Source organism: Haliea alexandrii (assembly GCF_003719295.1).
GTDB classification, from domain to species: Bacteria; Pseudomonadota; Gammaproteobacteria; order Pseudomonadales; family Halieaceae; genus Haliea; species Haliea alexandrii.
In genome coordinates, this window is sequence record NZ_RFLW01000004.1 from 117,829 (window position 1) to 133,431 (window position 15,603).

8 protein-coding genes are annotated in these 15,603 nt (G+C 54.7%); 7 read left to right on the top strand and 1 reads right to left on the bottom strand.

The window, feature by feature from the left end:
- The first annotated feature begins 43 nt into the window (after window positions 1–43).
- Window positions 44–1,504, top strand: coding sequence for a M48 family metalloprotease (locus tag EGJ68_RS15345; protein ID WP_123035444.1), 1,461 nt, complete (start codon window positions 44–46; stop codon window positions 1,502–1,504).
- On the opposite strand, the gene nadA is transcribed toward EGJ68_RS15345, so the two are convergent.
- Window positions 1,505–2,578 carry a quinolinate synthase NadA gene (nadA, locus tag EGJ68_RS15350; RefSeq protein WP_123035445.1) on the bottom strand — a complete coding sequence of 358 codons (1,074 nt, stop codon included), beginning with the start codon at window positions 2,576–2,578 and terminating at the stop codon, window positions 1,505–1,507.
- A gap of 251 nt (window positions 2,579–2,829) precedes the next feature.
- On the opposite strand from nadA, the gene EGJ68_RS15355 reads away from it, so the two are divergent.
- The 6 genes from EGJ68_RS15355 (at window position 2,830) to EGJ68_RS18165 (ending at window position 15,418) form a co-directional block, all read left to right on the top strand.
- Window positions 2,830–4,539 carry a putative bifunctional diguanylate cyclase/phosphodiesterase gene (locus EGJ68_RS15355; RefSeq protein WP_123035446.1) on the top strand — a complete coding sequence of 570 codons (1,710 nt, stop codon included), beginning with the start codon at window positions 2,830–2,832 and terminating at the stop codon, window positions 4,537–4,539.
- Window positions 4,540–4,662: 123 nt separating this feature from the next.
- Window positions 4,663–6,468 (top strand): two-component system response regulator, encoded by a 1,806-nt coding sequence (locus tag EGJ68_RS15360; protein ID WP_123035586.1) that lies wholly within the window; start codon window positions 4,663–4,665, stop codon window positions 6,466–6,468.
- A gap of 115 nt (window positions 6,469–6,583) precedes the next feature.
- Window positions 6,584–8,494: a S8 family peptidase gene (locus EGJ68_RS15365; protein WP_233248866.1), complete on the top strand. Its 1,911-nt coding sequence runs from the start codon at window positions 6,584–6,586 to the stop codon at window positions 8,492–8,494.
- A gap of 588 nt (window positions 8,495–9,082) precedes the next feature.
- Window positions 9,083–9,946, top strand: coding sequence for a hypothetical protein (locus EGJ68_RS15370; protein WP_123035448.1), 864 nt, complete (start codon window positions 9,083–9,085; stop codon window positions 9,944–9,946).
- A 311-nt stretch (window positions 9,947–10,257) separates the two neighbouring features.
- Complete coding sequence (locus tag EGJ68_RS15375; protein ID WP_158283697.1) at window positions 10,258–14,580, top strand: two-component regulator propeller domain-containing protein; 4,323 nt, start codon at window positions 10,258–10,260, stop codon at window positions 14,578–14,580.
- 34 nt (window positions 14,581–14,614) lie between these two features.
- A complete protein-coding gene (locus EGJ68_RS18165) occupies window positions 14,615–15,418 on the top strand; it encodes a hypothetical protein (protein ID WP_158283698.1) in 804 nt (267 codons plus the stop codon).
- The last annotated feature ends 185 nt before the right edge of the window (window positions 15,419–15,603 follow it).

Genomic DNA, 15,603 nt, shown 5'->3' on the forward strand with positions numbered 1-15,603 from the left:
TCGACCCGCGCGGCCTGGATCAAACGTGGTATGTGTTGAGCGTATGCTGCTCCGATTTTTCAGACCCAAGTACCTGAGCGCTGCGCTGCTGGTGGCGCTGCTACCGATGGCGCACGTTCAGGCTGTGGAGGGGCTCAAGCTACCGAATCTGGGCGAGTCCAGCACCAGCCTGTTTTCCGCGGAGTACGAATACCAACTCGGTAGAACCTGGCTGAAGATCTTTCGCAGTCAGGCGTCCACCATGGACGACCCTCTGCTCTTCGATTACCTGGAGGACCTGATTTACCGTCTGGTGATACACAGCCAGCTGGAGGATCGACGCATTGACCTCGTGCTGGTCGACAACCCCACCATCAACGCCTTTGCGGTACCGGGCGGCGTCATCGGCGTGCACAACGGCCTGCTGATGTACGCCCAGACAGAAGACGAACTGGCCTCGGTACTGGCCCACGAAATTGCCCACCTGAGCCAGCGCCACTTTTCACGGCGGGTTGAATTTCAGCGCAACCAGCAACCCCTGAACCTGGCCGCCATGCTGGCGGGTTTCGTACTGCTCGCCACAGCCGGCGGTGACGCCGGGATGGCCGCGCTATCGGCAGCACAGGCAGCGGCGCAGGACTCCGCACTGCGTTATAGCCGCAGCAACGAAGCGGAAGCGGATCGCGTGGGCATGCAGACGCTGGTGGCCGCTGGGCTGGACCCCCATGCAACCCCCGCGATGTTCGAGCGCATGCTGCAGGCATCGCGTTACACCAGCGGCAACCGCATACCGGAATTCCTGCGCACTCACCCGTTGTCGGAAAACCGCATTGCCGATACGCGCAACCGGGCGCGGCAATACACCAGCCCGGTCCGGGAAGACGATCTGCAGTACCAGTTGATGCGGGCCAGGGTGACCAACCACCTCGCCGCGACGCCAGAAGCCGCCATTCAGCAGTTCCGCGGCGAGCTGGACGGCAATACACGATCACGCGAGGCATCTACCTACGGTCTGGTGTTGGCGCTCACGGATGCCGGTCGGGTCGATCAGGCCGCGCTTGAGCTGGACAGCATCTGGTCTGGCGATGCCGACCGTCTCGAGTACAAACTCGCCAATGCGGAAATACTGATGACGCGCGGGGAGCCTGGCAAGGCAGCGGCGCTGTTGGAGCGCGAGCTGAAGCTATCACCCGGTAGTCACCCGCTGGCCATGGCCTATGCCCGTGCGTTGATGCGCGACAGGAAACCGCACATTTCGGAAGCCGTGCTGCTGGAGCAGAGCAAGGTGCGCCCGGAGGACCCGGCGCTATGGTACCTGCTGGCTGAGGTGCAGGGACTGTCCGGAAACATCGTCGGCCTGCACCAGTCGCGCGCCGAGTACTTCATTCTCAATGGTAATCTGGGCGAAGCGGAAAAACAGTTGAGCTATGCCCTGAAACTGGTCGGATCGAACCACGTGGCCGCGGCGAGAATCAACGAGCGCCTGGTTGACATCGACACCCTGCGCGAGCGCATGGACATCTGATCAGGCGTTGCCGATGACGCCCTTGTTGAGATTGGCAGCAAAATCCAACATACGCCGCAGCGGCACCATCGCCTGCCGGCCAACCGCCGGGTCAACAAACACTTCATTGTCGTCGCGCTCGAACACCTGGTCCAGCGCCTGCAACTCGTTCATCGCCATCCACGGACAGTTGGCGCAGCTGCGGCACGTTGCGCCATTGCCGGCAGTGGGCGCGATGATGAACTCCTTGCCCGGAGCCTGCTGCTGCAGTTTGTAGAAAATGCCCTGATCCGTCGCCACAATGAAGCGTGGATTGGGGAGCTCCTGTGCCGCGCGGATAATCTGCGTTGTGGAGCCCACGCGGTCGGCCAACTCCAGTACCGCTGCCGGCGACTCCGGGTGCACCAGCACCGCGGCATCCGGGTAAACACGCTTGAGATCCGCTATGCCACGGGCCTTGAATTCCTCATGCACAATACAGGCGCCATCCCACATGAGAATGTCGGCCCCCGTCTGGCTGCGCACATAGTCGCCCAGGTGACGGTCCGGGGCCCAGATGATTTTCTTGCCCTGTGCAGCGAGGTGCTCGGCAACATCCAGCGCAATGCTCGACGTCACCACCCAATCCGCGCGCGCCTTTACGGCGGCAGATGTATTGGCATATACCACGACTTCGCGGTCCGGATGCGCATCACAGAACGCGGAGAATTCCTCAATCGGGCAGCCCAGATCCAGAGAGCAGGTCGCCTCGAGGGTGGGCATGAGCACACGCTTGTCCGGGGTGAGAATCTTCGCCGTTTCCCCCATGAATCTTACACCCGCGACAATAAGCGTGGTGGCCGGGTGATCGTGACCGAAGCGCGCCATTTCGAGGGAGTCTGATACACAGCCCCCGGTAGCCTCGGCAAGCGCCTGGATCGCGGGCGCCGTATAATAATGCGCAACGATGACCGCGTTCTCCGCCTGCAAGCGTCGGCCAATGCGGTCACACAGCTCGCGCTCACGCGCAGGACTCATCTCACTGCGCTCAGCGTTGTCCAGGTGGACCTGAACCTGTTTGCGAATAGATTCCAGCTTGTCGGAAGCAATGCTCATGCTCGGCCTGTCGTGCGCAAGGGCGGGCGATTCTAGCACAATTTGCGCCTGTGTCGCCGAGCCCCAGACAGCCAACCTCGTCGCTCATGCGTGGAAAATACCGTGAAAGCGCCGGCATTTGGGAAAAATTACTAGAATTTCTCTCACATACTACGTATAACCTCATGTTATATATAGAATAACGAGCAACATTAACGTGCTGTTGAGGGCCCCGGGCTCTCTCACAGTGCACAGTAAAGCGCGGGGAACCTGTGGATCTGCGAACGATTCTGGCGATTTCGGCCAATAAAACAGATCATCTGATCCTGGCGGATTGCCTGGATCGTGCCGAGCCCCGGCGCTTCAGGCTCAACAGCAACACCGCTCTCGAACGCCCACTCGACACGCTGATGGACCCGGCGATCGATGCCGTTATCCTGGCCGCCGGGCCGGAAACCGATTACCTGCTGCGCCTGGCGCAGAAACACGTGCCATCGCTGCCCATCATCCTCCTGCGTGACAACATACCCGACAGCGAGCAACTGCGACAGTTGCGCGATAGTGGCGCGCAGGACTACCTCGTTCGCGGGCAACTGCAGGATCCGATGTTGCACCGCCTGCTCGACTACAGCATCGAACTGAAGCAGGCACGCACCACCATCAGCGAACTGTCCAGCCGCGACGCACTGACCGGAACACTGAACCGCGCGGGCTTTCGCGCGCACCTCGAACGTGCCATGCAGCGTTCGCAGCGCTACCGCTTCAAAACCGCCCTGCTTTATCTCAACGTCGACCAGTTCACCAACATCAACGACCACTACGGTGAACAGAACGGTGATGCCGTGATCCAGGCACTCAGCCAGCGCATGCTGAGCAAATTGCGCAGCAGTGACAGCATTGCGCGGCTGGGGGGCGACGAGTTTGCGGTTGTACTGGAAGACGTGGGTGCGCCCGCTGACATGGCCCGTATCGCCGACAAGATGCTGCAGGCGATTGCGGCCCCGTACTATCTGGAAGGCCAACACGTCGCCATCGACGCCAGCATCGGGGGCGCACTTTTCGCGGACGACGCTGCCAACATGAGTGAACTGATGGATCACGCGCGCAGCGCCATGCTGCAGGCCAAGGCTATCCCCGGCTGCCGCTTCGTGGCCTACAGCGACCATCTGCAGTTTGATATGCAGGGCAGCAGCACACTGGCAGCCGAACTGCGGGTTGCGGCCCGACACAACCAATTCGAACTGCACTATCAGCCCCGGATGGATCTCGAGCGCGGACGTCTCGCCGGGCTGGAAGCGCTACTGCGCTGGAACCACCCCCAGCGCGGCCTTATTTGCCCGGGCGAGTTTATCGCCGAGTGCGAAGACATGGGCCTGATGAAAACCATTGGTTATCAGGTCATTCAGCATGCTTGCTGTGCGCTCAACTGGCTGGGCGACCAGCGCATGGATGACGTGGTAGTGGCGGTCAACATTTCCTTCTCGCAGATTCAGGACGACCGTTTCATCGCTGCGGTCAAAGATACCTTGCAGCGCACAGGCGCAAACCCCGCGCGCCTGGAATTCGAACTCACAGAAACCACCATTCTCAAGGACCCGGCCGCCATCAAGGCGAGCATGCACGAACTGATGCAGCTGGGCATCCGCTTTTCCCTGGATGACTTTGGCACCGGCTTCTCGCAGCTTACGCACCTCACTGAGCTGCCTATTTCAGCCATCAAAGTGGATGCGGCGTTCGTGCGCGACCTGCCGCACAATGTGCAACAGGCGGCAGTTTGTAGCCTCATCATCGAAATGGCGCGCCGGTTGGACATCGAGGTAATCGCCGAGGGCGTTGAGAATCACGAACAGGTCACTTTCCTGCGCAGCCAAAATTGCGAGCAGGTTCAGGGTTTCTACTACAGCAAGGCCATTCCACTACAGCAGCTGCCGCGCTTCGTGCAGGAACAGCGTTTCAAACAGCGGGAGCGCATCTCATCCTGACATTTTGTAACACACCCCACGATAGGCAGAACTTCTGGGCTGCCTGCGTGAAAGAGACCTATGCGGTAACGACATGGGATGATAGCCTTGTTCGCTCTTCCGGTTGCCGCGCATAACGTACTGATGCAAAACCCCAGCTCGCATACGATACGCGCAAAAATTCTGGTCTGCGACGACGACCAGATCGTGCGGTTACTGACACGGCAGTGCCTGGAAGCGGAAGATATGGTTGTTGTCGAGGCGAGCAGCGGCCCGGAAGCACTGGAAATGTTTGCCCGGGAACGACCAGACCTCGTGTTCCTTGATGTTGAAATGCCGGGCATGAGCGGGCTTGAAGTGTGCAAGCTCATTCGCGAGATGCCGCAGGGCGAATCCATACCCATCATGATCGTCACCGGCTCCGACGATCGCGAATCCATTGATCTAGGCTTTGACGCCGGTGCCACTCAATACAAAACCAAACCGGTCAACTGGTCGCTACTGGGACGGGACGTGCAGTACATGTTGCGCGCCAGCCAGGCGTTCAACTCCCTGCGTCGACAAGAAGACCGGCTGCGCTACCTGGCCTACTACGACCCACTGACGAACCTGCCAAACAGGCGCAATTTCAATGAACAACTGGTGCGCATTCTGAAGCGCAGCCAGCGCCGTAATTCCTTTGCGGCCCTGCTCTTCATCGACCTGGATAATTTCAAGCGCATCAACGACTCGATCGGCCACGGGCGAGGCGACCGACTGCTGGTAGAAATCGCCAAGCGCCTGACGCTGGAATTGCGCCAGGACGACGCTATCAACTTTTTCAGCGACGATGATGACGACGATGACAACAGCGGTGATGGCAGTGCGGAAATCGCGCGCCTGGGCGGTGACGAGTTCACAGTCGTATTGTCAGATGTGCCCGACACACAACACGTAGAGGGGATTGCAAGGCGGATTCTTGAAAGCCTCTCGCAACCCATCGCACTGCAATCACATAACCCGGTTGTTACCCCCAGCATCGGAATCGCCATTTATCCAACGGATGGCGAAGACCCTGACAGCCTCATTCGCAACGCGGACACCGCCATGTACGTGGCAAAGGCCGCGGGGCGGGCCTGCTACCGCTTCTACAACGAAGAAATGAATGCCAAGGCCGTTGAACAACTCAAAATGGAAGAAGAGTTGCGCCACGGCATGCAGTCAGGCGAGCTGGAGCTGCGCTATCAGCCACAGGTAGAGGTTGCTACCGGCAACGTGGTGAGCCTGGAATCACTGGTACGCTGGAAGCATCCAATACGCGGCATGGTATCACCTGCGGAATTCATCCCGGTCGCCGAGCGTACCGGGCAGATCATTGAGCTCGGTGAATGGGTAATGACCCAGGTCGCCAAGGACTGCCAGTACTGGGACAGCCTCGGCTTGCCGTCTTTCCGCGTGAGTGTGAACATCTCCCCCTTGCAGTTCAACCAGAGTGGCCTATCGGGCTTCGTGCGCGGTTTCCTCGAAAACTCCAAGATGCTGCCGCATCGCCTGGAACTGGAGCTTACCGAGGGCGCCATCATGACCGATGCGGAAACGAACATCGTCAAACTGAAGGAACTCAAGGCCATTGGCCTCGACCTGGCAGTGGACGACTTTGGTACCGGCTATTCATCCCTGAGTTACCTCAAGCGTTTTCCAATTGACACGCTGAAAATCGATCAGAGCTTCATTGCCGATCTTGGCAGCCCGGACGGTGCCGCGATCATCGATGCGATTCTCGCCCTGTCGCGCACTCTCAACCTGCGCGTGATTGCAGAGGGCATCGAAACCGCCGAACAGATGCGCTACCTGGTAGAGAAGAAGTGTGACCTGCTGCAGGGATATTACTTTTCCATCCCTGTGTACCCAGAGGAAGTGCCCAACCTGCTGCGACACAACTTTTCCGAGCAACTCGCCTCGGGCCAGTAGATTGGCAAATCGCAAACCAACTCGTATGAATTTCAGGGCACTGTGGCTGACTGCCGTTCTGTGCCTCCCGCTACTGTCACGCGCTGCAGCACCCGATAACGAACCTCTGTTGATAATGCTGCAGGGCAATTCGGTGCAGGAGCTGCGCGAACTGGTGGAACGTGCAGGGGGGAGCGTGACGCACGACCTGCCAATCATCAACGCCTTGGGCGCCTCCGTGACGACGCAACAACTCGAGCAGATTCGCAGCTCCCCCGTGCTCTCACGTCTGATTGACGACCTGTCGATGGATATGTCCGAGCCCTTGCCGCCGCCTGACGCCACGGCATGTGCGCTGGGCGGCGCGCTCGAGGCTCACCTTGGGAGCAATACGCTGAAATGGGCAGTCCATAACCTCGGCGAAGCAACCGACCGCCTGAAAAGCGTGAAGCTCTCCTGGCCAGCCGGTCTTGGCCCCGAACTGCATGCACAGCTGGGAGAGGCCACACTCGAGCTTTCTCCGGCCACGCTCGATGGCGAGGATCGCTGGCAGACAACCACTGACTTGGCGGAAGCAGAGGCGGGCCCGCAGCCGGGCACGCGCACACAATTCAGCATCACCTTTCCCGCCCATGTTTCTGACTTGCACGACCAGTGGCAGCAAAGCGATTTCCAGATAACATTGCAATTCGGCACAAGCTGCACATTGAAGCTCATTCCCGGCTACGCCGATTACCTATCCGACACATATTACCCGCGCGTTTCAGGCGCCGCAGACCTCCATCGACATGGTATTACGGGGCGCGGTGTTACGGTAGCGGTGCTCGACTCCGGCCTGTGGGAACACCCTGCTCTGGCCACCGACACCGAAGGTGAGCCCCGCATCATTGGCCGCTATGACGCCATAAACAACAGAGCCAGCGTACCGGTGCCCGACGCCAGTGGACACGGCACACACATGAGCAGCGTTATCGCAAACAGTGAGCGAGTACTCACACAGGGGCAACCGGATGGCAGCTACAAGGGCATTGCACCGGACGCGCAGCTGGTTGCGATTAAGGCCTTCGACGAAGAAGGGCAAGGTGACTTCCTGGATATCGTCCGCGGCATACAGTGGGTCGTCGAGCACCGCGAGCAGCTCAATATTCGAGTGCTGAACCTGTCATTTGCCGCCCGCCCCCGCTGGCCCTACTTCCTCGACCCGATCAATCAGGCACTCATGCAAGCCTGGGCAGCGGGCATTAGCGTCATCGCGGCCGCGGGGAACGAGGGCCCAGAACCGATGACTATCGGCTCGCCCGGAAATTTGCCCTACATTATCACTGTAGGTGCCTACACCGATTCCTGGACCGTGGATGACCGGAATGATGACTATATCCCCGGGTTCTCGTCACGTGGCCCAACGCCCAGCGGACACATCAAGCCAGACCTGGTGGCCCCTGGAGGCCATATCGCCGGCCTCGCAAGCCCAGATAGCACGCTCACGCGCAAACACCCCAACTACATGATCAGCAGCGGAGAACTGGTCATGACCGGCACCTCGCAGGCCAGCGCACTCGTCTCAGGTATTGCCGCGCTACTCCTGCAACTGGAACCGGAGCTGACACCCGATGACATCAAATGCAAATTGATGAGCAGCGCAGAACCCGCAATTCACAAAAACGGGCGCCTCTATTACAGCCCGTTCCTGCAGGGCAGCGGAGCGGTCAGCGCGACCCGGGCTATAACGCTCGGGACATCCGGCTGCGGCAACCAGGGCCTGGATATCGCACGGGACATCCGCGGCGAAACGCATTACGAAGGTCCCGCAATCGTGGATGAGACCGGGGCACCCACACTACCGGGCATCGACAACCTGCTGACACCCCAGCCGACCGAGGATGCCCCCTCCGACGCACTCCGATGGGGCGTTAAGGGCCACATCGAACGCGACGACGGGGAGCCACCCGGCGCAGACTTGCCAGTCGATTGGCTGGAAATCTACACTGCAGAGCGCAGCAGAATCGAAGCGCTTTCCCGCCAAGCTGACGGTGAGTCACCCCCCTGATATCACCCCCGCCCCAGCGCGTAACCCAAATGGGGCAAGCGCTAAAAACCACCCCACCAAAAATTACTTTCCATATATTTATCAATACCTTACAAGCAGCTATCTCACCCAAAACATGAATGGGCGGACGACCACGTCAATCCTGTAGAAATACAGTGCCCCAAACTGGTTATGGAAACCTCTTCAACCTCCCCTCGCAGCTCCCTATAACGGTACCAAGCGCCGCGAACTGGCGGCAAAAGTGCCTCTCAAGGATGAGATAGGGTTGGGAAATTTGGGCCACTGGGGTGGCAGAAAACCGTGCGATGAGGCCGATTACCTATGAAGAATCTTTCGAATGTATTCAAGTGGAGCGCAGCTCTTATATCACTTTCAATGGCTGGAGCTGCACTAGCAGCCCCTGGCCCCCAAGCAAACGGTGTTGCCAATAGTTCTGCGACAGTTCACAAAGTGGCACACGAACTCGCACAAACCGTCACCTATCGGACCTCTAACGGATACAAGTGGGGGAGCACTGGTAGCAGAGATAACGCTACCTCCAGCGACTGGGCAAACGCAGACGCACAGCCAACAAGCTATAAGTGGGCAATGAGCGAGGGCCACATTGCGTCAGGCTCAACAGAGGCGCAGTCCGCGTCCACAAACCTTGAGTACACTTGGGGAGCGTCAAACGTTGCGACGGAAACCGGCTACAAGTGGGGCTTCCGCAGCTACGCCGACCAGGCCGGTTACAAGTGGGGCTTCCGCAGCTACGCCGACCAGGCCGGCTACAAGTGGGGCTTCCGCAGCTACGCCGACCAGGCCGGCTACAAGTGGGGCTTCCGCAGCTACGCCGACCAGGCCGGTTACAAGTGGGGCTTCCGCAGCTACGCCGACCAGGCCGGTTACAAGTGGGGCTTCCGCAGCTACGCCGACCAGGCCGGCTACAAGTGGGGCTTCCGCAGCTACGCCGACCAGGCCGGCTACAAGTGGGGCTTCCGCAGCTACGCCGACCAGGCCGGTTACAAGTGGGGCTTCCGCAGCTACGCCGACCAGGCCGGTTACAAGTGGGGCTTCCGCAGCTACGCCGACCAGGCCGGCTACAAGTGGGGCTTCCGCAGCTACGCCGACCAGGCCGGCTACAAGTGGGGCTTCCGCAGCTACGCCGACCAGGCCGGTTACAAGTGGGGCTTCCGCAGCTACGCCGACCAGGCCGGTTACAAGTGGGGCTTCCGCAGCTACGCCGACCAGGCCGGCTACAAGTGGGGCTTCCGCAGCTACGCCGACCAGGCCGGCTACAAGTGGGGCTTCCGCAGCTACGCCGACCAGGCCGGTTACAAGTGGGGCTTCCGCAGCTACGCCGACCAGGCCGGTTACAAGTGGGGCTTCCGCAGCTACGCCGACCAGGCCGGCTACAAGTGGGGCTTCCGCAGCTACGCCGACCAGGCCGGCTACAAGTGGAGCCTTCGATAACGACTTAACCATGAAAGACACAGAAAGGGAGGCAATGCCTCCCTTTTTTATTCGGATTCCTTTTTATACATCGCCCGATCAGACATAGCCAAACAGATTGATTACACTGGAGCCATCTAAAGGCTAGAACACAACCTAACATGATCTATTGGCTGCAGATTATAACGGCGCTCATAGTGCTCACCGCCACTACCAAACCGATGGGAATGGACTCATCCTCCGCGCCAAACATAGATTTCCAACCGTCCATCGTGACGACAATGCTCACCCAACAGATCGTAACTCAATCGTTTCAGGATTCCAGTGGCAATATGTGGTTTCTGACACAGGAGGGGCTGAATCGATACAATGGCCATGAGGTCGAGAACTACAGATACTCGCTAACAAACCCAAGCTCAATATCACACGACGCAGTTACAAGCATCGTAGAAGACCTCGAAGGGACGATCTGGGTCTCGACCCGGGGTGGGGGGCTAAATCGATACAACCAAATTGACAACGGGTTTGAGCATTTTACCGCGGATAAAAACGATGCGTCTTCGCCCCTGAGGAACGATATTCTAACTTTATTTTTGGATGAAAGTGGCCGCATTTGGTTAGGGTATGACAATGCGTTCAGCATCTTCACTCCATCGACTGAAGAATTTGAACACTATACACCCAGCACCATCGGACTACCTTACTTGGGAGAGATTAACAGCTTTACACAGTCGCCCGACTCTACAGTTTGGGCCGCCTCCATATCTACTGGGCTGTTCAAAATAACTACAACTGAACCACTCGTGGCTTCCAAAATAAACATTCACAATCTCTCCGCGGGAGGATCCGTCGAGAGTGAACCCATTTTCAAAGTGCTTTCAGATTCGAGCGGAAATATTTGGTCCCTCACACCATCGTCGGGGGTCATTCGATATAATCCAACAAAAAATTCCGCACAGCGCTTCACAACATCAACTGAGAACACACGATCAATTCTCTCAAACACTCCGATCGACATATTTGAAGACAAATCGGATCAGATTTGGATTTGCACTCTAGATGGCCTCAATTTATACGCTAAGAATACGAATGACTTCCATAAGTTCAATACGCTCAACACAAATCTACCCTCAGACAGAATATCAAGCATTTACCAATCTAGGGAAGGCCTCTACTGGGTCGGAACTATCTTTGGACTAGCGACGGGATCCCAAAACTTATTCGCTAAATTTAATACAGAAACAGCAGGCCTACCAAATGAATCAATTAACGCCTTCGGGGAAACGAAAGGTGGCAGAATATGGATTGGTACAGACGATGGGCTAAGCAAACTAGACCAAGACAACAACGCGGTCTTAACCATCAACGAACACACGGTTCCTGCAATATCAAGCCCTGCCGTAATGAGCCTTCTCGGCGAAGAAAACATCCTATGGATTGGGACATTCTCTGGCGGCCTAAATAAACTTGATACCATAACCAATGAGGTAACGACGTTCAGACATTCGCGATTTGATAATACCACTATCGGAGCGAACGGGATCACGTCGATAATGAGGTCTAGATCAGGGACGTTGTATGTGGGTACTTATGGCGGCGGACTTAGTGCACTAAGCGCCGATGAATCAGTGTTCAGGCGGTACATATACGAGCCCAACAACGATCAAAGTCTAAGTAACAACAATGTACTTGCACTGTTCGAAGACTCCTTGGGATTTATCTGGGTGGGCACAGAAAATGGACTAAACCGGCTCAGATCCGCAGATCTAGGGGCATTCGACAGATACTATACCGAGCGTGGAAATACAGACAGTATTTCAAGCGACATGGTCTGGTCATTCTACGAAGACGAGCATCAAAACCTATGGATAGGAACAAAAGGAGGCGGCCTAAATAGATGGGGAAAGCAAGCTCGCACTGAAGGGATTGAAAAATTCGACCACTACTCCGAGAACATTTCACTACCAAGCTCAAACATTTACGGCATCCAAAGTGACATAAAGAGAAATCTTTGGATTTCTCACAATCGAGGTGTGACAAAATTAGATACCGTTAGCAAGGAAGCTCGTCAGTTCGGGGTCCGCGATGGACTACAAGATACGGAGTTTAATATGGGCGCATCCTTCAAATCGACCAGCGGTCTTGTATACTTTGGTGGAAATTTAGGCTTCAACATTATTGATCCAAACGGGTTCAAGGATCAAGAATCGCCGCCACAGGTGAGCATCTCAGAAATACGTGTCATGAACGAAAGAAGAAACTTCGCAAAACCATACAACAAACTTCAAAATATTGAGCTTACGCACAACGACAAAATATTCTCGGTTGAATTTTTTGCAGCCGACTATTCAGCGCCATCACTCCTCCAGTATGCCTATAAACTCGATGGCATCAACGAAAACTGGGTAATTTCCAACGATGCAAGGCAGGCATCGTTCACCACTTTACCACCCGGCTCATATCGACTGCACCTCGCCGCAGCAAGCCCCGGCGGAACCTGGAACTGGGATGGAAAATCAATCAATGTACATGTATCCCCACCAATCTGGCGTAGCGGCGCAGCATACTTAGCATATTCGATTATTTTATTGTCTTTACTAACGGTATATTTGAAAAACCAAAGAGAGAAATCTGAAATCGCAATCGCTAGACAGAGGGAGCTAGAGGAAAAAGTAAGGGAGCGCACACAGGACTTACAAGAGGCAACGTACGCTGCCGAGACAGCAAACCGAGCCAAATCCGAATTTCTTGCGACTGTAAGCCACGAAATAAGGACGCCGATGCACGGCATGATTGGCATGACAGAGCTTCTACTGCACACTGATTTAAGTGAGCAGCAGCGCAGATTTGCCACCGCGGCCAACAACAGTGGGGCAGCACTTCTTTCACTGATCAACGACATTCTCGATTTTTCAAAAATCGAAGCCAATAAGATTGAGATTGAAAACATTCCATTCAACGTAGTAGATCTGGTCGAAGAAATTTGCTACCTCCAGAGCGAACCTGCCTCGAGGAAAAATATCGAACTGAGCCACGTTATTGACGCGAGTATCGATATGGATTTCGTTGGCGACCCTGGAAAGCTACGGCAAGTCCTAATGAACTTAACGAACAACGCGATTAAGTTCACAGAATCCGGTCATATTGACCTGCTTGTTGATCGCAAAAAAGTCGTAGGAACCGACACATCAATATTAAATTTCCGAATAAACGATACTGGCATTGGAATGGACGACGAGACTTGCGAAAGGGTTTTTGAGCCATTTACTCAGGCCGACGCTAGTACCACGAGACAATACGGCGGCACGGGTCTTGGCCTTTCAATAACTAAGAGCTATGTGGAAAGAATGGGAGGAAGCATACACGTGAGCTCCCAGCTAAATGTCGGCACCTCAGTGCACTTAAGCATCCCTATCCTTGATATCAGAACTCTGAGCTCTCAATCAGAAAACAAGATATTTTCGAGCACTTCTTTTGCAATAATTTCCGCCCACAAATCAACTCGTGACATGGTGGCTGAACAGCTAAAACGCTTGGGCGCATCATCGATTACAGAGCTCGACACAATATCTGAGTATCATAGTTTGGGTTCAGACTCGTTTATATTTATCGACATATCAACTGTGGACAGGCAGATTTTGAGTATGCATTGGTTCCTCTTAAAAAGCCGAACGACGATCATAACATCACTGAATTCCTTCTCGGAGCACCAAAGCTTGGGCGCAAGTGCTCTCATCAGCAAACCAACCACGATGGAAAGCGTGAGCCAATCGGTTTTAAATTGGGCGCACGGGGCGAATACAGCCACCACGAGGGAAACACAACAAAGAAAAGGAGTAAAGAAACCTCTCAAGATATTAGTTGCGGAGGATATTCCGACAAACCAGCGGATTGCCAGTGAGGTAATTCGAATGTGTGGATACAGCGCCGCTATTGCAGAGAATGGCGAGCAAGCAGTACAGATGCAATGTCAAAATCGATATGACTTAATTTTTATGGACTGTCAGATGCCGCTCATGGACGGCTTTGCAGCGACACGCTCTATTCGAAGTGCCGAAGCGGAAAATGATCATACACCATGCACAATAATCGCGCTTACTGCGGGAACCACTTCGAGCGACCGAAAAGCATTTTTTGAAGCAGGAATGGATGGCTTCCTTGGCAAACCATTTAGAGTTGAGGATATCCGGAATATTCTGACAACTCATTTCGGCGAACATGGATTTCTCGAAGACGAGGAAAGTCACGACACTTCACTAAATGCCTCGGATACAGATGAGACGAGCAAAGACACAGGGATTATTGACGAGCCTGCTGTGAGCAATATACTGCATATTCAAGAGCAGACTGGGAAGGCCATCCTCGAAGAAGTATTCGTAGGTTTTTGTCTTCAAATGGATCAAAAAATTTCAGAGTTAAGTAATCGCAACAGCACCCTAGAATCCAAACACCTGCAGTCTCTAGCTCATGCGATCAAGTCGATGAGTGCCAACCTTGGTGCGAAAGAGATAAAGTCTATTGCGGGGAAAATTGAGTCTGATATAAAGGGTGGAAATGAAGTCGATTACGTTTTAGCACTTGAATCAATTTCAATGGCTTATTCAGCATTCAAGACCGCGTTCCGTGAAAGATATCGAAATTATTTGGAGCACTAGACGACTAATCATCACGTGCTGAAGGAGGACATGTATGCCCGCTGCCGGCCCCTATATGTATCTAGTTTATTTCCTCCTGATGTCTATCTCAGCACCTATCTACTCGTCTGAAGTCAACGGATCAAACCGCCAGCCCAGATCTCAAAATACTATTCAGGTTCCGGTAGCACTAAAGCACCTGGCATCAACAACGATATTATCGACCCTACACTCCACAGACCGTAAACTTTGGCTAGCGACTCTTGATGGCGTGACGCAGGTCGGAAGGAAAGATGATCGAAAGTTCACTCACTTTACAAATAGGGTTGGTGATCAAGTCAGATTCCGCGCACGCCATTTGCTTGAAGTATGGGATGGAGAAATTTTTTCACTAACAACAGATAACAAAGCCGTATCACTTGAGAGAGGTCGAGCAAAATTTGTCACTGCAGATTGGCTTGAGGCGATCGGTGGACAGAACGACGGGGTGGTTGAAGCCTACTTTTCTCCAAAAGGATTACTTTGGCTTGCATATGAAAACGGAAAGATTCTAGCGCTCTCTTCGCGGAGCCGAAGAGCAGATATTGTTCCGGCCAGTGGGCTCGGAATTCCGTCTGACATTGTCGGCACTGAAAATGGGGGCGTTTTAGTTTCGTTTTCGTCGAACATTGTTTTATCGATCTCGATGCAAGGAAAAATCGATAATGAATTCAAACCTGATAGCTGCTCCGATCTAAAAAATATTAGTGAGCTGGCCAAGCTAGGGAACAATAAAGTTATCATCGGGTCTCGCGGTGGAGGAATATTTTTTTCGACGCTGAAACAAAAAACTGCGAGGCCGCAAGAGTTTTTGACGTAAATTCAAAGAGAGTTCAATCCTCTAACGTACACGATATTGAAGTACTCAAAGACAAAAGAACCACACTAGTTGGCACAGATCAGGGGTTGTTGATCTGTACATCCGAGGGGTTTTGCAACGAACATCCATCACCATCCCATCAGTCACTCAGCGACGTTATTTCAATAACTCCAGACTCCAAGAGC

Excerpts from the sequence above, each read along its gene's own strand:
- EGJ68_RS15345 (WP_123035444.1), top strand. The coding sequence starts at position 44 with ATGCTGCTCCGATTTTTCAGACCCAAGTACCTGAGCGCTGCGCTGCTG.
- nadA (WP_123035445.1), bottom strand. The coding sequence starts at position 2,578 with ATGAGCATTGCTTCCGACAAGCTGGAATCTATTCGCAAACAGGTTCAG.
- EGJ68_RS15360 (WP_123035586.1), top strand. The coding sequence starts at position 4,663 with ATGCAAAACCCCAGCTCGCATACGATACGCGCAAAAATTCTGGTCTGC.
- EGJ68_RS15365 (WP_233248866.1), top strand. The coding sequence starts at position 6,584 with ATGCTGCAGGGCAATTCGGTGCAGGAGCTGCGCGAACTGGTGGAACGT.
- EGJ68_RS15370 (WP_123035448.1), top strand. The coding sequence starts at position 9,083 with ATGAGCGAGGGCCACATTGCGTCAGGCTCAACAGAGGCGCAGTCCGCG.
- EGJ68_RS15375 (WP_158283697.1), top strand. The coding sequence starts at position 10,258 with ATGTGGTTTCTGACACAGGAGGGGCTGAATCGATACAATGGCCATGAG.
- EGJ68_RS18165 (WP_158283698.1), top strand. The coding sequence starts at position 14,615 with ATGCCCGCTGCCGGCCCCTATATGTATCTAGTTTATTTCCTCCTGATG.